Source organism: Haloarcula halophila, from assembly GCF_029278565.1.
GTDB classification, from domain to species: Archaea; Halobacteriota; Halobacteria; order Halobacteriales; family Haloarculaceae; genus Haloarcula; species Haloarcula halophila.
Map to the genome: position 1 here is coordinate 590,303 of NZ_CP119559.1, position 23,551 is coordinate 613,853.

23 protein-coding genes, 1 tRNA gene and 1 pseudogene are annotated in these 23,551 nt (G+C 65.1%); 10 read left to right on the top strand and 15 right to left on the bottom strand.

Going from position 1 to position 23,551, the window contains the following annotated elements:
- Genes P0204_RS03105 through P0204_RS03115 form a run of 3 tightly spaced genes read right to left on the bottom strand, consistent with a single transcriptional unit; the run spans position 1 to position 4,058 of the window.
- Entirely contained in the window at positions 1-1,617 is a 1,617-nt protein-coding gene (locus tag P0204_RS03105; protein WP_276221581.1) for an ABC transporter permease, read from the bottom strand.
- Entirely contained in the window at positions 1,614-2,852 is a 1,239-nt protein-coding gene (locus tag P0204_RS03110) for an extracellular solute-binding protein (protein ID WP_276221583.1), read from the bottom strand. Before P0204_RS03110 ends, P0204_RS03105 begins: the two co-directional genes overlap by 4 nt.
- Positions 2,853-2,894: 42 nt before the next feature.
- Complete coding sequence (locus tag P0204_RS03115) at positions 2,895-4,058, bottom strand: alpha-1 4-glucan-protein synthase (RefSeq protein WP_276221584.1); 1,164 nt, start codon at positions 4,056-4,058, stop codon at positions 2,895-2,897.
- Between the two features lie 197 nt (positions 4,059-4,255).
- Here P0204_RS03115 and P0204_RS03120 point away from each other — a divergent pair, with 197 nt between their 5' ends.
- A complete protein-coding gene (locus P0204_RS03120) occupies positions 4,256-4,999 on the top strand; it encodes a beta-ketoacyl-ACP reductase (RefSeq protein WP_276221586.1) in 744 nt (247 codons plus the stop codon).
- A gap of 1 nt (position 5,000) precedes the next feature.
- Positions 5,001-6,578, top strand: coding sequence for an acyl-CoA carboxylase subunit beta (locus tag P0204_RS03125; RefSeq protein WP_276221588.1), 1,578 nt, complete (start codon positions 5,001-5,003; stop codon positions 6,576-6,578).
- A 47-nt stretch (positions 6,579-6,625) separates the two neighbouring features.
- On the opposite strand, the gene P0204_RS03130 is transcribed toward P0204_RS03125, so the two are convergent.
- A complete protein-coding gene (locus P0204_RS03130) occupies positions 6,626-6,805 on the bottom strand; it encodes a DUF7836 family putative zinc-binding protein (protein ID WP_276221590.1) in 180 nt (59 codons plus the stop codon).
- A 394-nt stretch (positions 6,806-7,199) separates the two neighbouring features.
- Between P0204_RS03130 and P0204_RS03135 the strand changes: the two genes are divergently transcribed.
- The 3 genes from P0204_RS03135 to P0204_RS03145 are packed head-to-tail and all read left to right on the top strand — an operon-like array spanning position 7,200 to position 9,576.
- Positions 7,200-7,994, top strand: a complete 795-nt coding sequence (locus P0204_RS03135) for a DUF7551 domain-containing protein (RefSeq protein WP_276221592.1) — start codon at positions 7,200-7,202, stop codon at positions 7,992-7,994.
- Between the two features lie 50 nt (positions 7,995-8,044).
- Positions 8,045-9,196, top strand: a complete 1,152-nt coding sequence (locus P0204_RS03140) for a thiolase family protein (protein ID WP_276221594.1) — start codon at positions 8,045-8,047, stop codon at positions 9,194-9,196.
- Positions 9,193-9,576, top strand: coding sequence for a Zn-ribbon domain-containing OB-fold protein (locus P0204_RS03145; RefSeq protein ID WP_276221596.1), 384 nt, complete (start codon positions 9,193-9,195; stop codon positions 9,574-9,576). The genes P0204_RS03140 and P0204_RS03145 overlap by 4 nt, the downstream gene beginning before the upstream one ends.
- A 9-nt stretch (positions 9,577-9,585) precedes the next feature.
- Here the strand turns inward: P0204_RS03145 and P0204_RS03150 are convergent.
- The 3 genes and pseudogenes from P0204_RS03150 to P0204_RS03160 all read right to left on the bottom strand — a co-directional run.
- Positions 9,586-9,936, bottom strand: a pseudogene (locus P0204_RS03150) (HTH domain-containing protein); the annotation flags it as partial.
- A 149-nt stretch (positions 9,937-10,085) separates the two neighbouring features.
- The gene (locus tag P0204_RS03155; RefSeq protein ID WP_276221600.1) at positions 10,086-10,568 is read right to left on the bottom strand and encodes an HTH domain-containing protein; all 483 of its coding nucleotides are present in this window, start codon (positions 10,566-10,568) and stop codon (positions 10,086-10,088) included.
- Between the two features lie 82 nt (positions 10,569-10,650).
- Positions 10,651-11,262: a DUF7547 family protein gene (locus tag P0204_RS03160; RefSeq protein WP_276221601.1), complete on the bottom strand. Its 612-nt coding sequence runs from the start codon at positions 11,260-11,262 to the stop codon at positions 10,651-10,653.
- A 105-nt stretch (positions 11,263-11,367) separates the two neighbouring features.
- Here P0204_RS03160 and P0204_RS03165 point away from each other — a divergent pair, with 105 nt between their 5' ends.
- Positions 11,368-11,526, top strand: coding sequence for a hypothetical protein (locus P0204_RS03165; protein ID WP_276221603.1), 159 nt, complete (start codon positions 11,368-11,370; stop codon positions 11,524-11,526).
- 68 nt (positions 11,527-11,594) lie between these two features.
- On the opposite strand, the gene dpsA is transcribed toward P0204_RS03165, so the two are convergent.
- Together dpsA and P0204_RS03175 are read right to left on the bottom strand one after the other, a co-directional pair.
- Complete coding sequence (gene dpsA, locus P0204_RS03170; RefSeq protein WP_276221605.1) at positions 11,595-12,125, bottom strand: DNA starvation/stationary phase protection protein DpsA; 531 nt, start codon at positions 12,123-12,125, stop codon at positions 11,595-11,597.
- A 106-nt stretch (positions 12,126-12,231) separates the two neighbouring features.
- On the bottom strand, positions 12,232-12,615 hold the full coding sequence (locus P0204_RS03175) for a DUF8048 family protein (protein ID WP_276221607.1): 384 nt from the start codon (positions 12,613-12,615) through the stop codon (positions 12,232-12,234).
- 156 nt (positions 12,616-12,771) lie between these two features.
- On the opposite strand from P0204_RS03175, the gene acs reads away from it, so the two are divergent.
- Positions 12,772-14,877 (top strand): acetate--CoA ligase alpha subunit, encoded by a 2,106-nt coding sequence (gene acs / locus P0204_RS03180; RefSeq protein WP_276221608.1) that lies wholly within the window; start codon positions 12,772-12,774, stop codon positions 14,875-14,877.
- Positions 14,874-15,947, top strand: a complete 1,074-nt coding sequence (locus tag P0204_RS03185; protein ID WP_276221609.1) for a phosphotransacetylase family protein — start codon at positions 14,874-14,876, stop codon at positions 15,945-15,947. The genes acs and P0204_RS03185 overlap by 4 nt, the downstream gene beginning before the upstream one ends.
- Positions 15,948-16,170: 223 nt before the next feature.
- On the opposite strand, the gene bioB is transcribed toward P0204_RS03185, so the two are convergent.
- From bioB to panB, 4 genes are all read right to left on the bottom strand, one after another.
- Complete coding sequence (gene bioB, locus P0204_RS03190; RefSeq protein ID WP_276221610.1) at positions 16,171-17,286, bottom strand: biotin synthase BioB; 1,116 nt, start codon at positions 17,284-17,286, stop codon at positions 16,171-16,173.
- Positions 17,287-17,401: 115 nt separating this feature from the next.
- Entirely contained in the window at positions 17,402-19,771 is a 2,370-nt protein-coding gene (locus P0204_RS03195) for a methyl-accepting chemotaxis protein (RefSeq protein ID WP_276221611.1), read from the bottom strand.
- A 2-nt stretch (positions 19,772-19,773) separates the two neighbouring features.
- The gene (locus tag P0204_RS03200) at positions 19,774-20,736 is read right to left on the bottom strand and encodes a glycine betaine ABC transporter substrate-binding protein (protein ID WP_276221612.1); all 963 of its coding nucleotides are present in this window, start codon (positions 20,734-20,736) and stop codon (positions 19,774-19,776) included.
- Positions 20,737-20,880: 144 nt separating this feature from the next.
- Entirely contained in the window at positions 20,881-21,690 is an 810-nt protein-coding gene (gene panB, locus P0204_RS03205; RefSeq protein ID WP_276221614.1) for a 3-methyl-2-oxobutanoate hydroxymethyltransferase, read from the bottom strand.
- Positions 21,691-21,782: 92 nt separating this feature from the next.
- On the opposite strand from panB, the gene P0204_RS03210 reads away from it, so the two are divergent.
- The gene (locus P0204_RS03210) at positions 21,783-22,010 is read left to right on the top strand and encodes a DUF5822 domain-containing protein (protein WP_276221615.1); all 228 of its coding nucleotides are present in this window, start codon (positions 21,783-21,785) and stop codon (positions 22,008-22,010) included.
- On the opposite strand, the gene P0204_RS03215 is transcribed toward P0204_RS03210, so the two are convergent.
- Both P0204_RS03215 and P0204_RS03220 read right to left on the bottom strand, forming a co-directional pair.
- Positions 21,989-22,531 (bottom strand): HAD family hydrolase, encoded by a 543-nt coding sequence (locus P0204_RS03215; RefSeq protein WP_276221618.1) that lies wholly within the window; start codon positions 22,529-22,531, stop codon positions 21,989-21,991. The genes P0204_RS03210 and P0204_RS03215 overlap by 22 nt on opposite strands.
- A gap of 50 nt (positions 22,532-22,581) precedes the next feature.
- Positions 22,582-23,085 carry a helix-turn-helix domain-containing protein gene (locus tag P0204_RS03220; protein ID WP_276221619.1) on the bottom strand — a complete coding sequence of 168 codons (504 nt, stop codon included), beginning with the start codon at positions 23,083-23,085 and terminating at the stop codon, positions 22,582-22,584.
- A gap of 133 nt (positions 23,086-23,218) precedes the next feature.
- On the opposite strand from P0204_RS03220, the gene P0204_RS03225 reads away from it, so the two are divergent.
- Positions 23,219-23,303 (top strand) — tRNA-Leu (locus P0204_RS03225).
- Positions 23,304-23,551 lie beyond the last annotated feature (248 nt).

Genomic DNA, 23,551 nt, shown 5'->3' on the forward strand with positions numbered 1-23,551 from the left:
TCAGTCGCTCCGTCCTTCCTGTGCGAGGATGACCGCCATCGAGAGTCCAGAGACGACGACAAGTACCAGCGCCGGCACGGCGGCGGCGCCGTACAACCCTGCCTCCTGGACCCGCCAGATGTACGTCACGAGGGTATCGAACCGGAGCGGCCGCAGGATCAGCGTCGCCGGCAACTCCTTCATCGTCGTGAGGAAGACCAGCGCCGCACCCGTCGCGATCCCCGGTAACACGAGCGGGAGCGTCACCGACCGGAACGTGCCCGCACGGGACCGCCCCAGGACGCGGGCGGCCTCGACGAGCCCCTGGTCGACCTGGAGCCGCGACGTGCGGATCGAGCCGATGGCCTGTGGCATGAACCGGACCACGTAGGCAAACACCAACAGCGGGATCGTCTTGTACAGCGCCGGGAGGACGTCGAGGCTGAAACTCACGAGCGCGATCGCCAGCACGATCCCCGGAGCAGCGTAGCCGACGTACGGTGCACGGTCCGCGAGCGACGCCAGCCGGGAGTCGGAGGTAGCAGACCGGAGTCCGATAGGGACCGCCACGAGGACGGCACCGCCGGCGGCAAGCAGCGCCACGTAGACGGAGTTGAGCCCGTAGGACCACGAGAAGGCCATCGACCCGCTGGCGTAGCCCGGACCGCTCCGGAGGAACCACATCCCGAAGATGGCGATCGGCAGCAGGATCGCTACGGCGCCGACGAGGGCGGGCAACAGCGTCGCCGGGAAACGCCACAGGCCCAGGTCCAGATCGAAGGCGCCGCGGTTCCCGCTGCTACCGTACGCGCCGGAGTCGTCGGCTCCCGTCCGGGATTCGAGCGCGAGGACGACGGCGGTCACCGCGAACAGCTCCAGGGACAGCAGTGCGGCGTACTCCCGCATGAACGCGTTGTAGCGGGCGTAGATGAACTGTGTGAACACCTCGACGCGCATGATGTTCGGCGTCCCGAAGTCCGAGAGCGTGTACAGCGCGACGAGCAGTGCCCCGGCAGTAATCCCCGGCAGTATCTGTGGCAGCGTGACGCGGCGGAACGCCTCCCACCGGCTGGCGTTGAGGGTGCGCGCGGCCTCGACGAGCGAGGCGTCGAGCGACAGCAGCGACGCCCGCGTCGTCAGGAACACGTACGGGTAGGTGTACAGGGTGAGGACGACAGCGGCGCCGGTGAACCCGTAGATGGTCGGTATCTGGTCGATCCCCAGCGGTGAGAGCACGTCGGCCAGCTCCCCGCGGGGGCCGAACACCGAGACGGCCGCGAAGGCACCGAGGTAACTCGGTATCGCGAGCGGCAGCGCCGCGACGACCGTCCAGAATCGGCGGAACGGTAGCCCCCCCTGGACCGTCAGGACCGCGAGGGGCACGCCGACGACGACGCTCCCGGCAGTGACGGCGCCGACGAGGGCGACACTCCTGACGAGTACCTGTAGCGTTTGTGGCGCGACGGTCAGCGAGAGTGCCCGCGAGCCGAGTCCGAACACGTCGACGACAAGCCACCCTAACGGCGCGACGAGGGCGGCCGCGACGGCCGCCGACAACAGCGTCAGCCCGCGGCCGACGGCGGAGTCCTCGTCTGTGGCACGCGTTCGGGCAGCCGCGACACGCTCCCTGATCTTCATCCGAGGACGTTGGCCTCGCGCATCAGCTGGAGGGTCGGTTCGAGGTCCGACAGCTCAGAGAGGTCGATGTCCGGCGGGTTCAGCTGATCGACGGTGGGAAGGCCGCCAACCGGTTCGACGCCGGAGATCATCGGGTACGCGAAGCTGACGGTCGTGAAGAACTCCTGGGCCTCCGCCGAGAGCAGGTGTCGGACGAAGGTGTTGACGAGGTCGGACTTCTGGGTCCCCTGTATCTGGAGCGCGCCGGCGACGTTGACCAGCGCCCCGGCGTCGCCCTCGGTGAACGCGAGGTCGATTGGGGCGTTGGGCCGCTGGTTCTGGACCCGCAGCGCGTAGTAGTGGTTCGCGAAACCGGCGTTCAGCGCGCCGTCGGCGACCTGGTTGGAGACGACGAACTCGTTGGGGTACTGCTCGGTCCCGGCTTCCCGCATCGAGACCAGCCACTGCCTGGCGGCGTCGCGGCCCCGGAGCAGGCGCATCGCCGTCACGAAGGACTTGAACGCCCCGTAAGTCGGCGCCCAACCCATCGTTCCGCGGAGCGCGTCGGTGTCGGGGAAGTCCGCGACCTTGTTCGGGACGTCGCTCTCGCTGAGTTCGTTCGTGTTGTAGGGGATGCTGCGGGCGCGGCCGGCGACGCCGACCCAGGCGTTGTCCGAGCCCCGGAAGCCCGAGGGGACTGGCTCGACGACGTCGTCCGAGAACGGTTCGTAGGCGTCGTTGTCGGCGACGAAGCCGAGCGAACTGGCGTCGATCGACCAGAACACGTCGGCCTGCGGTGACCCGGCGTTGACCTCCTCGACGACGGTCTGAGCCAGCGAGGAGGAGGCGGCGCTGCTGGCAAACACCTCGAAGTCGGGGTAGATCTCCTGGAGCATCTCCACGAACTGGAAGTAGATGCCCCCTTCACCGCCGCCGATATAGAGGTTCAGCGAGCCCGAGAGGTCCGGCAGGTCCTGGATGGAGGTGCCACCCGGCGCGGGGCGTCCCTCGACGAGTGTCCCCGAACCGCGGAACGCCGACAGTGACGGGATCTCGACGTTTGTTCCCTGCTGGCCGGTCGTACCGTCGCCGCCGGAACCGCCGTCGCTGCCCGAGCCGCCGTCGCCGGCGGCCTCGTCGCCACCGAAGAGCGAGCTACAGCCAGCCAGCGCCGTCGCGGTCGCAGCCCCACCGATTGCGAGGAACCGGCGGCGCGACGATCCGGTACGCGCGGAAGTGTCGTTAGTATCAGTCATCGTTTGTGGTGTTGATTTAGGTTCACCTAAATGGTTTGTGTTTTAGTCGTCGGCCGCGGCCGGGACGCGGCCCGCGTCCGCGGATTCGACCACGTCGAGACAGTCCAGCCAGTCGAGCATGAACTCCCCGCAGTAGTTAAGGAAGGCACCGTTTTCCCAGTCGCTGAAATCGCCGGTGGCCATCGCGGTGCCCATCGCTTCGAACACCTCGGCGTAGGAATCGGCGTCGTCGCCAACCGTGTCGATGATCTCCCAGACGTGCTCGTTGAGTTCCAGCCCGTGGACCTCGTTCGTCAGGTCCGAGAACGTCGATCGCGGGGCCTTGTTGTGTTCACAGAGCGGATCGCCGTTGTAGATCTGTTTGCCCAACACGTCACAGGCCCGTTTGAGGAACAGTCCGGACCAGATGTCGTCGAACCGACCCACGTCCCACTCGTTGTCGTCCATCGGCAGTTGATAGAACGCCGGGACGATTTCCCGACGGAAGGCCAGGTTCATCGAGCAGACGGTGAGGTAGTTGCCCTCGGCGGCGACGAAATCGGTGCCGAAGTCGCTCGCCTCGGTCCGGGTCTGGGCCTGGCCCTGGAGGTCGCCGTCCATCAGGATACGGACGGCGTCGAGGTCGGGAACGTTGGTCCACAACCCCTGGGAGGCGACCACGTCGTCGACGTAGGTAGACTCGGTCTCGACGGTCTCGTCCATCGCCGCGTAGGGGTAGCCACGCGGGTAGAGGCCGTGTTCGTCCTCGTTCTGGTAGAGGACGTTGACCCAGCGTTCCGGGGAACTGACCGTCTCGATCTGGCCCTCGAACGCGAGGTTTTCCATGTGCGTGCCGAAGAAGTCCACGTCCTCGTGTGGGGCCGTGTCGTCGTCGATGAACACGCCGTACTCGAACTCGTTGGCCCAGAGGTACAGCAGTCCGAAGGAGGTCTGTGCGTGACTGGCCTCGGGGATCAGGTCCGCGTACTCGGCGGCGCCGTGGTCCGCGAACCACTCGTCGCGAGCGGGACCGTCGAAGACGGCACCGTCGACGCCTTCCTCGTCGAGCATCGCCTCCATCTCCTCTGTGTCACAGAACTCCTCCGTGACGAGCACGAAGAAGAGCCGGTCGGTCTCGAACCCGTGATCGCGAGCGTTCTGTACGTAGGTGCGCAGACAGTCGGGGTTTCGTATCGTCGGAATGACGACACAGATGTCCGAATCCATCGGTAGTACCAACTCTTTAGGCATCCCTAAAATGTCTGTCGCAATCGGATCGATACCCACGTGTGTACTATTCCGATCGCTCTCAGCCAGAACTATCAACCATCTAGATATTTCGAGGCGAACTATTATTTGGCTGTGCTCTGCCTGTAGACGTAAGAGATGAGTACGGGAACCGAACGAGGACGGACGAGTCTGCAATGAACCTGGACAACCAGACCTGTGTCGTTACGGGCTCCTCACGGGGGATCGGCCGGGGCATCGCGAAGGACCTCGGCGCCCACGGCGCGAACGTCGTGGTGAACTATCGATCGTCCGAAGGGGAGGCGGAGGCAGTCGTCGACGAGATCCGCGAGGACGGCGGCGACGCCGTCGCCGCCCAGGCCGACGTCTCGAAGCTAGAGGAGGTCCGGGCGATGCAAGCGGCCGTCGCCGACGAGTTCGGCGGCGCGGACGTGCTCGTCAACAACGCGGGCATCACTATCGACAAGAAGTTCGAGAACATGACCCGCGAGGACTGGGAGACGGTCATCGACGTGAACCTCGGCGGCGTGTTCAACTGTACGAAGGCGTTCTACGACGACATCCGCGACGCCGACCACGGCCGTCTTATCAACATCTCCAGTGTCGTCGGTCAGCAGGGCAACATCGGCCAGGCGAACTACGCGACCACGAAGTCCGGCCTCTTTGGCTTCACCCGGACGCTCGCCCTGGAGTTGGCACATACGGGGTCGACCGCCAACTGTGTCGCACCCGGCTTCGTCAAGACCGATATGCTCGAAGAGGTCCCACAGCGCGTCCAGGAGAAGATCCTCCGGGAGATTCCCCTGGACCGGTTCGCCCGCGTCGAGGACATCTCCGGGATCGTCCGGTTCGTCGCCAGCGAGGAGTCCAGTTACATGACCGGGCAAGTACTCGGGGTCAACGGCGGCATGGAGTGGTAACATGAGTCAACAGGAAGAACCAGACGACGAAGAAACGACAGATCCGGTCGAAGAACTCCGCCAAAAGCGCGAGGAGGCACACCTGGGCGGTGGGGAGGCCCGCATCGAGTCCCAACACGAGAAAGGCAAGATGACCGCCCGCGAGCGGATCGACTTCCTCGTCGACGAGGGGACGTTCAACGAGGTCGACCCCTTCGTCGAACACCGCTCGACGAACTTCGGGATGGAGGGGAAACGCTACCCCGGCGACGCCGTCGTCACCGGTTACGGCGAGGTCGACGGCCGGAAGGTGTTCCTGTTCGCCCACGACTTCACCGTCCTCGGCGGATCTGTCGGCGAGGTGGTCGCCGACAAGATCTGTAAGGTGATGGACAAGGCCATCCAGAACGGCGTCCCGGTCATCGGGCTGAACGACTCCGGCGGCGCACGCATTCAAGAAGGGGTCGATTCGCTCGTGGGCTTCGCCAAGATCTTCGAGCGAAACACCAAGGCCAGTGGACTCATCCCCCAGATCTCGGCGATCATGGGCCCGTGTGCCGGCGGTGCGACCTACAGCCCCGCGCTGACCGACTTCACGTTCATGGTCCAGGACACCAGCCACATGTTCATCACCGGCCCGGACGTCATCGAGACCGTCACCGGCGAACAGGTCTCGAAGGAGGAACTCGGCGGGGCCAGTTCCCACTCGACGAAATCCGGCGTGGCCCACTTCTCGTACCCCTCCGAGGAGGAGGTCTTAGAGAACATCCGCCGACTGCTCTCCTATCTGCCACAGAACAACATGGAGGACCCACCCTCCGTCAAACCGTGGGACGAACCCGACCGCGAAGTGCCGGAGGTCACCGACATCGTCCCCTCCGCTCCCCGGAAGCCCTACGACATGACCCAGGTCGTCGGCACCATCGTCGACGAGGGCTCGTTCTTCGAGGTCCACGACAACTGGGCGCGCAACGTCATCACCGGCTTCTCCCGGATGGACGGCAAGGCTGTCGGCGTCGTGGCCAACCAGCCCCGGGTCAGCGCCGGTACGCTGGACATCGACGCGGCCGAGAAAGCCGCCCGGTTCGTCCGGTTCTGTGACTCGTTCAACATCCCGATCCTCACGTTCGTCGACGTGCCCGGGTTCATGCCCGGGACCGACCAGGAGCACAACGGGATCATCCGCCGGGGCGCGAAGCTCATCTACGCCTACGCCGAGGCGACGGTACCGCTGCTCTCCGTGGTCGTCCGGAAAGCCTACGGCGGGGCCTACATCGTCATGTCCTCGAAGTTCCTCGGCAGCGATGTCAACTACGCCTGGCCCGGATCGGAGATGGCAGTCCTCGGTCCCCGTGGCGCGGTCAACATCCTCTACCGGAGAGAGATCGCCAACGCCGACGACCCCGACGCCAAGCGCCAGGAACTGATGGACGAGTTCCGCGAGGAGTTCGCCCACCCCTACGGCCCGGCAAAGCGGGGCTACCTCGACGACGTGATCGAACCGAAAGACACCCGGAAACGACTCATCGAAGACCTTGATCTCCTCCAGCGCAAGCGCGAGGAGACCCCGCCGAAGGACCACGGGAACATCCCGCTGTAACCGGCCGAACAGCGACAATCAGTCACCGTTCGGCGGGGGCCGACAGATCAGTGAAACTCCTGAAGCACTTCGAGATCTCTCGTCGTCTGCATGAACTCCGCGAGCGGGGCGGCCGTCTCACAGCCGTGACAGTCGAAGTCCGTGTCAGGGGCCGCGAGATCGCCGACCTGGGCTTCCCAGTTCTCCTCGCAATCGGGACACTGCAGTGTGACCCATGCTTCCTGCATGCCTGTGAGTGACAGACAGTCGGTAAAGAATCTTGTGTGGGTTCCCGTCTCCCAGGACTACCAGGACCGCACGAATTAGGCACGCCTAAGATTGGGAAAGCTTAAGATAGTTAGGTGAGCCTAAAGCAAATATGGGTCTCCGTGGCTTCGTTCGATCGACCGGAAGTGGACTGGCAGGATTGGGAGCGAACGGTTCCCACGGGATCGGGAGTGTTCAGTGGACCCGCTCTGCTAGACACGCGAAACCAACTGGGTGATATCCGATGAACTGCTTCGACTCGCCGACGGCTGGTACCGACGCCGAGAGAACGCTGGACAGCGCCGGAGCAACAATGCGTGTGTCCGATGGACGTATCCCGACCACCTCCCTGTAGCGATGGTCGGACACACACTGTTGGACATTCGGACGCGACTGGAGGAGTTGAGTGTGGCCGTCGGTCCCTATCGAGTCGTCAGTGCGAAGACGGGCCACTCCCCGATCCCCGTCAGCGGGCTCCAGTTCCCGACGAGGGCAACAGCGGCAGAGGCAGCCAGTGTCGCGACCGCCTACCGGACCGCACTCAGGCGGTACGATCCGGCGGTCCACGTGCAAGATCTGATCGTCTGTGATCAGGGACTGTCCCCCGCCGAAGAGCAGTTCCCGGCCGAGGACCTCCCCGAGTACTGTCACTCGGTCACGGCCGCGTTACTAGAGATCCTGTCCCGACGGGACGGCCGCGTCCAGCGCAGCGTCATGGACCGGTATCTGGACGCCGCGGAGAACACGCCCGACAGGGACCGACTGTCCTTGCTGCTGATCGAGAGTCTCGCCGAAGCCATCGACGCACACTACACGGCCAGACAGCAGTACGACCTGCTCCGGGCGACCGCGGACCGGTTACCACAGTCCCCCGGGACGGAGGCGCCGCTTCGAGACACCCTCTCCGTGTTGCGGTCGACTGACATACTCCACTCGTTCGAACTCAACCCGGTCCCCGACGACGGGCACCGCGTGACCCTGCACGGCTACCGCGTCGACGACCGGGACGGTGACTGTATCGTCCTGCCCGTCGCCGTCGAACTCCTCCGTCGACAGTCGCCACCGCCGCAGTTTGGCCACGTCGCCCGGACCAGAGACGGGTGGACAGTTCACCTCAGCTCTGGAGCGGAGACACCCGAAGGGCCGCTGGCCGTCGTCCCGTCGGGATGACCACCGAAGGGACCGTAACGAATACACCAGACCCCTGAGTGGACGTAGCCATGGGAGTCGCAGTAATCGGCGCGTCGATGACGAAGTTCGGGCAGCGTGACGCCTGGCTCCAGGAACTCCTCACGCAGGCGGGCGAGGAGTGTCTGGACGATGCCGGCGTCACACCCGACGAAGTAGAGCACCTGTACGTCTCGAACATGGCAAGCGGCGAGTTCGAGGGCAAGACGGGCGTCATGAATGCGCTCGCCCACGATCTGGGCCTGCTGCCGGCGTACAGCGAACGGGTGGATCAGACCTCCTCCTCGGGCGGGGCCGGGATCTACGAGGCCTGGCAGTCTGTCGCCTCCGGCGCCAGCGAGATGACGCTGCTGGTCGGCGGCGAGAAGATGACCCACAAGACCACGGGCGAGGCGACGGACATCATCGCCTCGATCACCCACCCCGACGAGTACAAACACGGGATCACGCTGCCGTCGTTCGCCGGGTTGACCGCGCGCCACTACCTCGAACGGTTCGACGCGCCCCGGGAGTCACTCGCCCGGGTCGCCGTCAAGAACCACGAGAACGGCGTCGACAACCCGAACGCACAGTTCCAGAAGGAGATTACCGTCGAGAAGGCCCTGGAGTCGCCGATCATCGCCGATCCGCTCCGACTGTACGACTTCTGTCCCATCACGGACGGGAGCGCGGCGATGATGTTCACGACGGAAGAACGGGCCGCGGAGATCGCCGACGAGTACGCGGTCGTCTCCGGGATCGGCGGGGCGACCGACACCCACGTCGTCCACGAACGCGACGATCCGACGATCATGGGCGGGGTCGTCGAGTCCAGCGAGGAGGCCTACGAGATGGCCGACCTCGGCCCCGACGACCTCGACGTGGCCGAACTCCACGACATGTTCACCATCCTGGAGTTCCTCCAGCTGGAGGGGATCGGCGTCGCCGACCAGGGGACCGCCTGGGAGATGGCCATGGACGGCTCGACGGCGAAAGACGGCGAGTTGCCGATCAACACCTCCGGCGGACTCAAGTCCAAGGGGCACCCGCTGGGTGCCAGCGGCGTCGCACAGGGCGTCGAGATCTACGAACAGCTTGTCGGTGAGGCCGGTCCGCGCCAGGTCGACGCGGAAACCGGGTTGGCCTGTAACGTCGGCGGCTTCGGGAACTGTGTCATCACCACCATCATGGAGGCCGCAGAATGAGCCTGGAAGCCGGTATCTGTCCGAACGGTCACGTGTCGTATCCGACCCACCCGCGCTGTCCCGACTGTGGCGAACCGCAGGACGACAGCCTCGACCTCTCGGACCGGACCGCCGAGGTCGTCACCTGGACGAAATCGACGGCGACACCGCCGGGCGTCCGGGAGCCGAACACGCTTGCGTTCGTCGAGTTCGACATCTCCGATCTGGACACCGACGATGAGTTCGTCCGCGCGCTCGGGCAGGTCACCACCGACGAGGTCGAGACCGGCGACACCGTCGAGCCGGTCTACGTCGAAGAGTTGCGCGACCCCGAGGTCGGCCTCAAGAGTCCGAACCCCGAGAGCCAACCCTGGGACGGCTACCGCTGGGACCCGGTCTGATCGGTTCGGTCACGGTCTCCCGGTGCTGCCCGCTTCGAGTTGCTCCATCCCGTCGGCGACGCTGCGAGGGCCACGGTCACAGACGTGTGGGTACACTGCGGTCAGTTCGTCGTCCTCGTAGAGAGCCAGACAGACGATCGGGAGCGCAGTCACGGCATCGTCGACCCCAGTGTACCAGTTGTGGCGGTCGTGGCTGTCGAAAGCAGGGGCCAGCGAGACGCCGTGGTCGTCTGCCCACGCTTGGAGGTCCGCCACGGTAGGGAGCGCCGGATCACCGTCGATAGCCTGTCGGACCCAGTCGGTTACCGAGAAGTCCTCGAGTACGCCGGCCGTACGAAGCGACTGCAACCGAGCCAGAACGGTTTCCTGGCGCTTTCAGTGGCCGCCGGAGCGGGCGAGCGGACGTACACCGCTGCCCGACGAGTTTGTGCCATGGTATCGTACACCGAGTTCCGAGTGTCTTACGACAGGTGATACGATAGCCGTATCGGTGTACGCTCCAGGCATGATCAGTCGGCCGTCGGGACGGTTCTCGTGTTCGGCCGCCTGGTCTCAGTGTGGGCAGTGAGGTCGGTGAGACAGTCATCGACCGAGATCGGACCGTCGTCGCCGGCCACGGGCGCGACCTGTCGGAGGTCGCCGTCCTCGTAGACCGCGACACACATCACCGGCATGACCAGTTCCTCGCGTTTCCGTCCGGTCTGCATGCTGTAACACGTCCGGGTGTCGAAAAACGGCGCGAGCCGGACGCCTTCCTCGCGCGCCCACGCCGCGAACTCGTTGTAGCGGTCACGTTCGAGCCGGTCCCCACAGTCCTCGACGGGAACGCGTTTCTCCCAGAGAGTCGTGTTCGTCTCGTCGACGGCGTCGGTCCGTGCCAACGCTTCGAGCGCTGTCTCGATCGCCGTCCGACGCTCGCGGGACGGTGTCGGCAGAGAAGCTCTGACGAACAGTTCGACACGCCGTGTTGGAGGACACTCTGTTTCCGGCATCGATACCTGTACGTCGCGCCCCCATCATAATAAAACATTATGTTTTTTGTATTATACTATCGCGCCCGACCGAAAATCGGCTTTACGAACCCGCTTCGTCGTCCTCGTCGTCGGTTCCGTCGGTAGATTCGCCACGGCCAGGGTCGTCGAGATCGTCGAGGTCGTCCTTGATCGAGCGCAGTTCCGCATCGACGTCGACGGCGACGTCGTCCGTCTCGTCGTCCGCAGGAACGCCACCGTTCGTCTCCGGGGCCTCCTCGTCGAGGCGTTCTTCGAGGTCCGAACGGAGTTGACGGGCCTCCTCCAGTAGTTCGCGCGCGTCCTCGTCCTCGGGTCGACCCTCGACGGCGCTCTGGATGTCGGTGAGCGCCTCGTCGAGACGCGAGAGCGTCGCCTTGCTCAGTTTCGTCGCCCGGTCTTTCACCTCGGTAGACGCCGACCCCGTCGAGGTGGGTCGCCCCTCGGCCATCCGAAGGGCGCGACGGAGGAGTTTCAGCGCCTGGATGTTCGTCTTCAGGATGAGGATCGCGGCCGGAATAGTCACGTCACTCGTGAACCGCAGCAGTTCCTCCGGCGTCGGCGGTCGCGGGACACCGCTCTCCGTGGTCGGTTCGACCTCCGTCTCGAGTTCCCGGAGCGTCGAAACGAGGTCGGTCAACAGGGCGGTAATGTCCTCGTCCGGACTGGTACTCATGTGTCGCCCTAACAGGGTCGAATACAAAAGTTCGCCTGTCGGTACTCGGGGAACATACTAGGTGTACCAAAACCCTTATGTCTTTAGGGTTGCCTAATCCCGGTAATGGCACCACAGACGGACGACGTCGTATCCGATGACGACGAGGCGGAGAACCCGCTGGTGACAGCCCTGGACTGCGGGCAAGAGCGCACAGTGTTCACCGAAGACGGAAACACCGACGGCTGGATCGCGACGGACCTCACCGTCGACCTCCGGCAATAGCGCTCCTCGTTTCTCCCTGGCTCCCGAAAACCCGGTCAGTGGATACCGAACCGTCCGCCGGATCGCGCTTACTGGACCAGCGTGTCGTCTTCGAGGTAGTGTTCGATGTGGTGTGCGTCTTCCTCGGTCTGGACGATGATCTCCCGGAGGATCTGTGCGGTCGCGTGGTCGCCGAGGTTTTCGGCCAGTTCGATGTGGTCCCGCAGCGACTCGATCACGTCACCGAACAGCTCCAGATCGTTCTTCAGGGATGTCCGGATGTCGTAGACGTCCTCGCCCTCGGGTTCGACGGTCGCGTGTTCCTCCTGGGCCTTGCCGCCGGCGATCGGCGTTCCGCCGAGAGCCTGGGCGCGTTCCGCGAGTTCGTCCGCTGCCTCTTCGGCGTGGCCTGCCGCATCGCCCAGGAACAGATGGAGGTCGCGGAACTCGGCACCCTCGACGTTCCAGTGGTGTTTCTTGAGCTGGTGGTACAGCGTGTACGTGTCCGCGAGGTCCTGGTTGAGCGCGGTGATGATCTGCTCGGACTTCTCCTTGTCGAGCCGGAGTTCGTTCTCTTCGACAGCACCGAACTCTCGACGGACGTGTTCTTGTGTCGCCATATTCGATTCGAAGTACGACCGGCAACCACTTAAACGTTTGCGAACGAGAAAAATAGATTTTGCGTATCGGTAATAATACTTTCCAGTAATGAGTCGTACGGCCCACTCACGACGGCCGAGCGACGATCAACGGAACGGCGTCGGGGTCGATGTCTTCGAACGTGACGCGGTCGTCTCTCAGAGTCTGTTCCTGGTGGACGGCTGCGACCGCGCCGAGAACGTCCTCCTCCAGGTCGAGATGCTCCCCGTACTCCTCCCAGACGCCCGGATGGACCGCGACGATGTAAACTGAGTCCGACTGTGCGAGCACCGGCGCGTCGAATCGCTTTCGCCACTCGTAGACCAACTCGTCGACACCGGGTGAGTCCCGCATCGTCTGTTGGTGTGCTTCGAGCGCGTCACGGAGGGTCGGTTCGGGAACGTCTGATTCGTTCGCCACGCTCCGGATGACCGCGAGGTGGAACGGTTCCAGCAGGTCTTCGTCCGTCATAGCTGTCCGTACGCATAGCGTCCTCAAAAGGTCCCCGTCGTCGACGAGACCGACGCTTACGGACACGAGACGTACCGAATTTACCAGTATAGTTCCCAACGCGTGGGACACCTCGGCAGTTATTTCCACGAGGCACCGGTACCCCCACCCAGAGGAATGGGACGACTATCGACGCTGTTTGCGCCGGAACGAGTCGCCGTGATTGGCGCCACAGACTCGGAAGGGTCGGTGGGCCGTGCGATCACGTCGAACCTGCTCGAATCGTTCGACGGCGAGGTCATCGCGGTCAACCCCTACAAGGAGTCCGCTCTGGGGTTGCACTGCTACGACGAGGTCACGTCGGTCGAGTCGCCCGAGACCGTCGACGTCGCCGTCGTCGTCGTACCGCCGGATGTCGCCGTCGATGCCATCGAAACCGCCGGTGGGGCCGGCATCGAGAACGTGGTCGTCATCACCGCAGGGTTCGGAGAGACCGGCAGCGAGGGGGCCGCTCGCGAGCGGGAACTCAGAGCGGTTGCCGAGAAGTACGATCTCAACCTCGTCGGCCCCAATAGTCTGGGCGTGATGTCGACGCCCGTCGGCCTGAACGCGACGTTCGGCAACGAGATGGCCACCGAAGGTGACATCTCCTTCATGAGCCAGTCGGGGGCCTTCGTCACTGCCGTCCTGGACTGGGCCGCAGAACGTGACGTGGGGTTCAAGGACATCGTCTCGCTGGGGAACAAGGCGATCCTCGACGAGGGCGATTTCATCGCCGAGTGGGGTGAGGACCCCGAGACCGACGTGATCCTGGGCTATCTCGAAGACATCAGCGACGGGACGGAGTTCATCGAGACGGCCCGCGAGGTGACACAGGACACGCCGATCGTGCTCGTCAAGTCCGGCCGGACCGACGCCGGGGCGACCGCCGCCGCCTCACACACCGGGGCGATGGCCGGCTCCGAGCGCGCCTACGAGGCCGGTCTCGAACAGGCCGGCACGGTGCGTGTCGAATCCGTCCAGCAACTGTTCGACTACGCGCAGATCCTCTCGGGCCAGCCGCTCCCGGAGGGCGACGAGATCGCGATCGTCACGAACGCCGGCGGCCCGGGCGTGATGACGACCGACGCCGTCGGCGATTCGGAGCTCTCGCTGGCGGAGTTCGAGGACGCCACCCTGGACCGCCTAGGCGAGGTGCTGCCCGACGAGGCCAACATCTACAACCCCGTCGACATCATCGGCGACGCTCCCGCAGAGCGCTTCGAGATCGCGCTGGAGACGGTGCTTGCCGACGACAACGTCTCGATGGCCGTCGTCGTCGCCTGTCCGACCGCGGTGTTGTCGTTCGAGGAACTGGCGAGCGTTGTCGTCGAGCAACAACAGGAGTCCGGCGTCCCCATCGCGACGACGCTGATGGGCGGGAAATCCGTCGGCGCGGGGCAAGACGTACTGAGCGAGGCCGGCATCCCGAACTACTTCGACCCTGCGCGGGCCGTCGACAGCCTCGACGTCCTCCGGGAGTACCGCGGAATCCAGGCCCGGGAGTTCGAGGAGCCGGCGGCCTTCGACGTGGACCGCGAGCGCGCACGCGAGATACTCGAATCCGCCACGCGCCGGAACACCAACCGGCTGGGCGTCGAGGCGATGGACCTGCTGGACGCCTACGGTATCCCGACACCACAGGGTGACGTGGTCACGACGCCTTCCGAGGCCCAGGCGATCGCCGATGAGATCGGCGACGACGTGGTCATGAAGATCGTCAGCCCGGACATCCTCCACAAATCGGACATCGGCGGCGTCGAGGTCGGTGTCTCCCCCGAGAACGTGCGGGACACCTTCGAAGACCTCGTCGTCCGTGCCCGCAACTACCAGCGGGACGCGACCGTGCTGGGCGTCCAGGTCCAGGAGATGGTCGATCTCGACTCCGGCACAGAAACCATCCTCGGCATGAACCGGGACCCGCAGTTCGGCCCGCTGCTGCTCTTCGGCCTCGGTGGTATTTTCGTGGAGGTGCTCGAAGACAACACCGTGCGGGTCGCCCCGGTGAGCGAACCCGAGGCACGCGAGATGCTCGACGACATCGAATCGGCGCCGCTGCTACGCGGCGCACGCGGACGGGAGCCCGTCGACGAGGACGCCCTCGTCGAGACCGTCCAGCGGCTCTCACAGCTCGTCACCGACTTCCCGGCCATCGTCGAACTGGACATCAACCCACTCGTCGCGACCCCCGACGGGGTGCAGGCGGTCGACCTGCGACTCACCATCGACCAGGACGAACTATGACCGACCAGAACACGCTGCTCGTCACGTCTACGGAGGAAGGTATCGGCAAGACCGCGATCACGCTCGCGCTCGCGAAACACGCACACGACGCCGGCCACGAGGTCGGCTACATGAAACCGAAGGGGACGCGGCTCCAGAGCGCCGTCGGGAAGACCCGCGACGAGGACCCGATGCTCGCGCGCAGCCTGCTGGACCTGGACGCGGAGATGCACGAGATGGAGCCGATCGTCTACTCGCCGACGTTCATCCAGGAGGCGATCCGCGGCCGTGAAGACCCCGAGGAACTCCGGACGCGCGTCCTCGACAACTTCGAGTCGCTCTCGGCCGAGACCGACCTGATGGTCGTCGAGGGGAGCGACCGCCTCGACACCGGCGGCATCGTCGACCTGACCGACGTCGATATCGCCGAGGCGATCGACGCCCGCGTCCTGTTGGTCTGTGGCTACGCCACCCCCGGCGACGCCGACGAGGTGCTGGCGGCGGCAGAGACCATCGGTGACCGCCTGGCCGGCGTCCTCTTCAACGGCGTCACCGACACCGCGATGGGCGAACTCGTCGACGACGTGTTGCCGTTCCTCGAAAGCAAGGGCGTCCCGGTGTATGGCTCGCTCCCGCGGGTACAGGAACTGGCGGGGGTCACCGTCGAGGATCTCGCCCGGAGCGTGGGTGCCGACGTGCTCACGACGGGCGCCTCGATGGACGCACACGTCGAACGGTTCTCGGTCGGTGCGATGGGCGGCAACAGTGCGCTCGACCAGTTCCGTCGGACCCGCGACGCGGTGATGGTCACCGGCGGCGACCGCTCGGAGGTCCAGACGGCCGCCTTGGAGGCCTCGGGGATCAAAGCGTTATTACTGACCGGTGGGTTCCGACCAGCCAGCGCCGTCCTCGGCCGGGCCGAGGAAGAAGACGTCCCGGTGTTGCTGGTCCAATCGGACACTCGACGGACGATCGACCGACTGGAAGACGTTCTTCGGTCCGGGCGAACCCGAAACGAGGCCACGGTCGAGCGGATGGCGGAACTACTGACCGACGGCGTCGATATCGACAAGCTCCTCTCACTGGAGTGAGCCCCCGTTTCGGCTGCGCATCCCCCTCTCGCTGCTGGGCAGTATGGTGGTGTCTCCCACCGATCTCCACGTGAAACGTACCAGATACTTATACGATCGCCCGCCATAATCGAGGGTGGAGCCGCAAGGCTCCGTAGTGTCACACGCTGGGGGCTATCCACCCCCATTCGACCCTTTGTCCGAAAGCGGTTCGCCGAAACAGTACTGACGAGTCGACGTTCGGTCAGTCGTCGGATTGGAGCTCTGATTTCGTCTGTGCGGTGCCGGCGGCCGTCTCGGTGTCGGTCCCCTCCTCGGCCCGTGTCTTGACGTCCTCGGGGTCGAACTCGTTGGCCTCGGTGTTGGGTTCCAGTCCCGCAGCCTCGACGATCTCCAGATCGTCGGCGGCGGACTGGCCCTCGGTCGTGAGGTAGTCGCCGGTGAGGATACCGTCGGCGCCGGCCTCCAGAGCGGCCACCTGGCCCTCGGTGTCCAGATTCACTTCGCGCCCGCCGGTCAGCCGAACGCGGGCCTCGGGGTGGAGCAATCGGTAGACCGCGATGGTCCGGACGACCTCTTCGGTCGTGATGTCTGGCAACCCGCGCGCCGCGAGCGGTGTCCCTTCGACCGGATTGAGAACGTTGACCGGCAGCGAGGAGACGCCGATCTCCTGTAAGGCGATCGCAGCTTCCACGCGATCGGTCGGCGTCTCGCCCATCCCCAGGATGACGCCGGCACAGAGGTCCATCCCGGCCTCCTTGGCCACTTCCAGGGTGTGGACCCGGTCTTCGAAGGAGTGGGTGTCGACGATCTCCGGGAAGTACCGCGGCGAGGTCTCGATGTTGTGATTGTAGTGGTTGAGCCCCTCCTCGGCGAGGATCGCGGCCTCCTCCTCGGTGAGGATGCCGAGGCTGGCGTCGACTTCCACGTCGGTCTCGTCCCGAACCAGTCGGATCGCCTCCAGAACCTCTTCCCACTCGTCCGGGCGCTGTTCCTTGGAGACGCCCTTCTCGGCGACGACGATCCCGAACCGCTGGGAGCCGTCACGTTCGGCCCGTTTCGCGGCTTCGAGGACCTTTTCCGGACCCAGGAAGCCGTAGTTGTCGATGCCGGTATCGAAGTGGACCGACTGGGCACAGAACCCGCAGTCCTCCGCGCAGTTGCCCGCCTTTGCGTTCACGATCGAACACGCGTCGACGGTCCCGTCGCCCAACTGGCTCCGGACGTAGTCCGCGCCCGCCGCGAGCGCATCGACCGGTTGTGCGATGAGTGCCGTTCCGTCCGTGCGGTCCAGTCGCTCGCCGTCGAGGACGCGCGCGACTGCGTCGTCGACCGTGCGGTTGCCCGTCTCGTAAACCACACTCGAACCGGCGGTTGACAGATAATTAAACGTTCGGGTGGCCGATGTCGGACGGTCCCGTCACGTCCGCCGGAAGTAGCCAGGCGCTGGCGGGGAGCGCCGATGACGAGTCGTCTCAGTCGGTGCGCTCGTCCGGGTAGCCACCGTCGGCGCTCGCCGGCGTGACACTCGTCGTCGCTGCGTCGCTGGTCTCGAACGCTTCGAGTTCCGTCCGGAGTTCCCCCACCTGGTCGGAGAGTTCCTCGATCCGCTGGCTGACCTCCTGTACCTGTGCCGCCTGTTCCTCGGCGGCAGCGGCCACTCGTTCGGTCTCGGCCGAGGTCTCGTCGGCGATGTCGGCCACTTCGTCGGTCATCGAGGCCACTTGCTGGGCGGCGTCGGCCTGCTCGTCCGTCGCCTGGGAGATCTCCTGTACCCCAGCGTTGGTCTCCCGGGCCTGTTCAGCGATCGTGTCGAGCGCGTCGAGCGCGCTCTCGACGGTCTCGCTGCCGCTGTCGACTCGCTCGCCGACGTCCTGCATCTCGTCGACGGTCTGCTCGGTCTGTTCCGTCACCTCCTCGATGAGCGAGCCGATCTGCTCGGCGGACTCCTTGGTCTCCTCGGCCAGGGCCTTTACCTCGTCGGCCACCACGGCGAACCCCTCACCACTGCCGCTGCCATCGCCCGCGCGGGCGGCCTCGATGTTGGCGTTCAGCGCCAGCATGTTCGTCTCCTCCGCGATGTCACCGATGACCTGCGCGACCTCGCCGATAGCGGCCATCTGCTCGTCGAGCTGTTCGACCGACGCGATGGCTCGCTCGGTCTGGTTCCGGATCGCATCCAGTTCATCGACGGCCTCGGTCGCGGCTGACTGGCCTTCCTCGCCGGTCCGGGCGGTCTCCTCGGAGGTCGCAGCGACCGTCTCGGCGGTCGACGTGATCTCTTCGACGGTCGCCGAGAGGTCCGACATCTCACTCGAGACGCGTTCGACCTGTTCACGCTGTTCCTGGGTCGACTCCGTGATGCGCTGGGCAGATTCACTCACGTCCCGGCTCGCCGATTCGATCTCCCGGATGCTGGTCGCGCTCTCCTGGCTCGCCCCCTCGACGGTGTCAGTGAACGTCTGGATACTGACGATCGTCTCCTCCCACTCTTCGAGCATCGCGTTGAACGAGACCGCAATGTCACGCATGGCCTCGCTCTGGGCGTCCGTGTCGAGCCGACGGGAGAGATCACCCCCGGCGCAGGCGGCCATCACGTCCCCGTACTCGCTCGCAGTGGCTTCGAGTTGCTCGCTCAGTGCCTCGGCTTCCTCACGGGCTTGCTCCGCACTGGCCTTCGCCTCCTCTGCGGTCGTGCGGGCCTCGTCGGCCTCCTCGACGGCCCGCTCGGCCTCCTCGATCCGGTCGACGAGACTGTCCCGCATCCCTGCAATGGAGTCGAACAGCTGTCCGACGTCGTCGATCCGGCCCGACGAGAGCGTCACGTCGTACTCCCCCTGTTCGATTGCCGAGGCGCGATCCGACAGCTCGCGGACGGCGATGGCGGTGTTCCGGCCGATGGTCGCCCCGATAGCCACGACACCGACGAGTGCCACCCCGACCAACAGCAATACCCCGTTGCCGACGCTCCGGGCCAGTTGGTAGGCGTTCGCCGCCGGCACGTGTTTGAGGACGACCCAGTCCGTTCCAGCGACCGGAGCGTACGACACCACGAGGTTCTGTGACTGCTGTGAGTCGATGGCGGGGTCGCTGACGAAGCCCGCCTCGCCCTCGGACCCCCGGGCGACCGCGACGGAGGTCGCGTTCTCGTCGTCGAGATACGGCTGGAGCGTCGTGGCGTTTTCGTCGGCGAACAGGACTCTCCCGCTGGAATCGACGACCCTGGTAAAGGTGCCACTGATGGGACTCTGGAACCGTGTGCCGACCTCGTCCGCGGTGTATGTCACCACGAGTCCGCCGTTGAACACACCGTTGACCGGGCTGATAAACGCGATCTGGGTCCGTCCGTCCGACCCCTCGTACGGTTCACTGACGATCACGTCGTCGAAATCACCGAACGCGTAGCTACCGTACCACGGCACGTCGCTGATGTCCTCGCCGGCACGTCCCGACGCAGTGCTTGCGACGATGCGCTCCTCGCGCGTGTCGATATAGTGGACTCCGGTGACAGAACCGGACAGTTTCGATTCACGCTGCTCCTGGAGATACGAGCGGATCTCCGCGTTCGACCCGTTCTCGAACACCGGTGCGTCGGAGATGAACCGGGCCGGTCCCCGCCGGCTCTCGATGAACTCCGAGAGGCTCCCGGCCTCCGAGGCAGTCTGCTGTGTCAGCGACTTCTGAACGTCCTCCCTGAGTGTTTCGGAGGTCTGTGCCTGAACGCCGTAGCCGATGAGGCCGATCGCGAGGAGGACCAGCCCGGTCGCGATCGCGAACTTGAGAAAGTACGACCCGCGGATCCGGTCCGGAACGAGCGCGGAGAGACCCGTATTCTGTCCCGACATTGTCACACGACCCCGTTAGATTCGAGATGGGTTCGAGCCACTGCCTGCGGGGACTCCCCGTCGTTGGTCACGGCCGCGTTCAGCTCCCGGATCGTCGCTTCGTCGCCGATGCTGGGTCCGATCGGGTTCAACGCCTCGGCGACCGCTGGGTTTTCCTCGACGACCGACGCCGAGACACAGGGGCAGGGGCTGTAGATCGGCCAGAAGTTCTGATCGTCGGCCAGTGGCTGGAAGTTCTGGATACCGATCTGCCCGTCGGTGAGGAATCCCATGGCCAGGTCCGCGTCGCCGGTCCCCAGGAACTCGTACGTGAGCCCCAGCGACACGACCTCGACGTTGTCCGACCAGGTCTCGACGGCAGACTCCTCGAACCCGTAGTGGTCTAGCAGTCCCGGCCATCCGTCCGCCCGGTCGTAGAACGAGGGGCCGAGTGCGATCGTCACATCGGTGTTGCCGGCGTTGACATGCTCAGCAAGGGCACCGACCGAATCGATTCCGGTCCGCTCGGCCCACTCCGGACGGGTCACGATCGTGTAGGTGTTGTTGAACGGCGCGCGGTTCAACACCCGGAGATCGTACTCCGACGCGATCGTCTGGCTCGCCTGCTGGAACTGTTCCTCCGGATCGGCTATCAGCGAGTCCTGTTGTGGCGGGTGTGTCAACCGGAGCGTCCCGGTGTACTCCCAGTACAGGTCAAGTTCGCCGCCGGTCAGCCCGCTCCAGACCGTCGACGTCGCCCCGTACCCGATCTCGTCGACCACCTGTAGATCGGTCAGTTCGTTCAGTGCCTCGTACGCCATGTAGCCGAGGATCCGGTTCTCGGTGAACGTCTTCGACCCGACCACGATAGTTCCCGACGTGGCCGCCGAGTCGCCAGATCCTGACGGGAGGCCCGAGCAACCGGCACCGCCGGCGAGGGCGCTCGCCGAAGCGACACCCCTCAGAAATCCCCTTCGCGATACCATGTGGTTACACGAGTAGTAAGACGGGTTATCAAGATATCTGCCTAAATTTCAGATCTAATAGCAGTATGGTAGCTGTGACCGCTATCGGATCAGCCACCGGTGGAAGTAAACGACGAGACGGCGGAGAGCGAGCGGCCGAGGCCGTCAGTACAGGTCGTCCAGTTCCTCGGAACGGCTCGCGTGCTCCGCTGTCGGGAACGATCCCGACTCGACGGCCTCGACGTACTCCGAGACGGCCTCGCGCATCTCACCGCGGACGTCACCGAACTGCTCGGCAAAGGGGGGGCTCTGTTCGGCCATGCCAACGACATCAGTGAAGACGAGTACCTGGCCGTCACACTGACCGCCGGCACCGATCCCGATCGTCGGGATGTCGATCGCTTCGGTCACCTGTGCAGCGAGGTTCGCTGGGACGTGTTCGAGGACGAGCGCGAACGCGCCCGCGGCCTCGTGTTCGCGCGCCAGCTCCAGGATCGTCTCGGCCTCCTCGCGGCCGTCGGCCTGCTGGGTGTAGCCCGTCTGGTTGACGCTCTGTGGGGTGAGACCGAGGTGTGCCATCACCGGGATTCCGAGATCGGCCAAGCGCTCGGTCAACTCGATCGTGTGCGGACCGGATTCGAGTTTCACGGCGTTTGCGCCTTCCTCTTTGAGCATCCGCCCACAGTTCTTGACGCTCTCGCTCTCGTCGGCACCGAAAGAGAGGAAGGGCATGTCGGCGACGACGAGCGCGTCCTCAGTTCCCCGTGCGACGGCCCCCACGTGGGAAGCTACCTCGTCGACTGTCACCGGAAGCGTGTTCTCGTGGCCCAAGACGGCGTTTCCCATGCTGTCGCCTACCAGAACGACGTCAACCCCGCTCTCGTCGACGATCTCGGCGGTCGCGGCGTCGTATGCCGTCAGCATCGTGATCGGTTCTTCGCCCGCCATCGCCTGGAGGTCACGGACGGTCGTCATGTCCGTGAGCGGGCGCGCCTGGGGCTTACGTCTTCGTGTTTCGTCCTCGCCGAACCGGAAGCGGCTTGCCGGGTCCACGTCAACCTCTACTCGTGCCAGCAGTCGAACACACCGATCCGGACGGCGTCGACTTCGGGTGGGTGATGCAGGTGACTTTCGTCACGACGATCCTGGTCGGCTCGCCGATCGTCGCCGTGGCGTCGATCCCGCTCACCTTGTCGACGTGGACCGCCCGCGCACTGTTCGCCGTCAGAGTCGGTGCCGTCGTCTGGTTCCTGACAGCGATCGGCGTCTATCTCTACGCCCGGTACCGGCGCTGATCGAACGCCCGAGCCCACTCGAAGTCCGTGCCCGCTCGACGGGCGGTCTCGGCGTCGCTCTCGGAGTCCCCGACGAACACGGTCGCCTCCGGAGACGCGTCCAGATCGTCGATCACCCGGAGCAACCCTTCGGGATCGGGTTTGGACGACCCGACGGTATCCCGCCCGACGACCGACTGGACGTGTGGCTCGATCCCGTGAACGTCGAGCGCATCGCGGACCGCGACCTCGGCGTTGAGCGAACAGACGCCGACCGGAACGCCGTGCGGGAGTCCCTCAGCCAGCGGGAGTCGCTCGGAGCGGTCGGCCCCGTCGCGTTCGTGTCGGGTGATCGTCTCCTCGACAGCAGACCGGTGGCCGACCTCGTCGGACAGTTCCAGCATCGACCAGAGATCGCCCGTTCCGGGGTCGACGTCGCGCTCTCGGAGGACGGTCGCGACCTCCGTCGCGACAGCGTCCCAGTCGACGGCCAGGCGGACGAGGGTCCCGTCCAGATCGTAGACGACAGCGTCGTGTGTCACGCGACACAGTTGCACGCCGGCATGGAAAGAGACTTCGGGAGTCGACTCGGTCAGTTCGCCTCGACCAGCTCGACGTCGAGGAACTGTTCGAGGGCGGCGATGACGGAGCCACCGACGTTGGCCTGGGTCGCACGGCCCTGTTCGACGGCCAGTACGTCGGCTTCGTCGAGTCCGAGCTCCTCGGCGAGTTCGGCAGTCTGGAGGCCTTCTTCCTGGCGGGCGGTGACGACCACGTCGCCGTAACCGCTGACGAGATACGGGAGTTGGTCGTCGTCGTAGTCCGCGCCGTCCTCCCAGTGGGATGGGTCGGCTTGCTGTGCGTCGTGGGCGCGTGCGACGTTCTGCGCCGCGCGCTTGCGTCGGTCACGCTCGTCGGGAGAGCTGTCGCCTGTGGAGGTCCGTTCGTTCTCGCCGTGGTCGCGTGCGCAGTCGTCACAGACCTGCAACGTCGCGCCGGCGACACTCGCCGTCTGGAGGTCGCCGCCGTCGGCACCGCAGAGTTCACAGCTCCCGCCGGCGTCGCTCCCCCCGCTGCCGGTCGAGTATTTGGCCATGAGGCAGGTAGCTGCCTCGTCGTATTTGAAACGTCCGGTTCGGACGAATGGGACTCTCTCCCGCAGCCGACGACGAAACGAAAGCGCTTTTATTGGACCGTCGGGTACGAATGAGTGCAGTAAGACAGCGAGCGCGTGGGTAGCCAAGCCAGGCCAACGGCGCAGCGTTGAGGGCGCTGTCCCGTAGGGGTCCGCCGGTTCGAATCCGGTCCCACGCATTTTTGTTACGAACGAATCCGTGAGTGACAAGACCGTCTGACGGATTCGAACTCTGGGAGTCGCAGCGCGAACGCAGTGAGCGACCGTCTCCGATCAGTTCGAATCCGGTCCCACGCATTTTCAGTGACGAACGAGCATGGAGAGCAGAACGGCAACCGAACCCCGAACCGAACGAAGCGACCGCCGGTAGTTCGGACCGGAAGCGTTCTCGAAGATGATAACTGCGACGCCACGTTTATAATCGAAG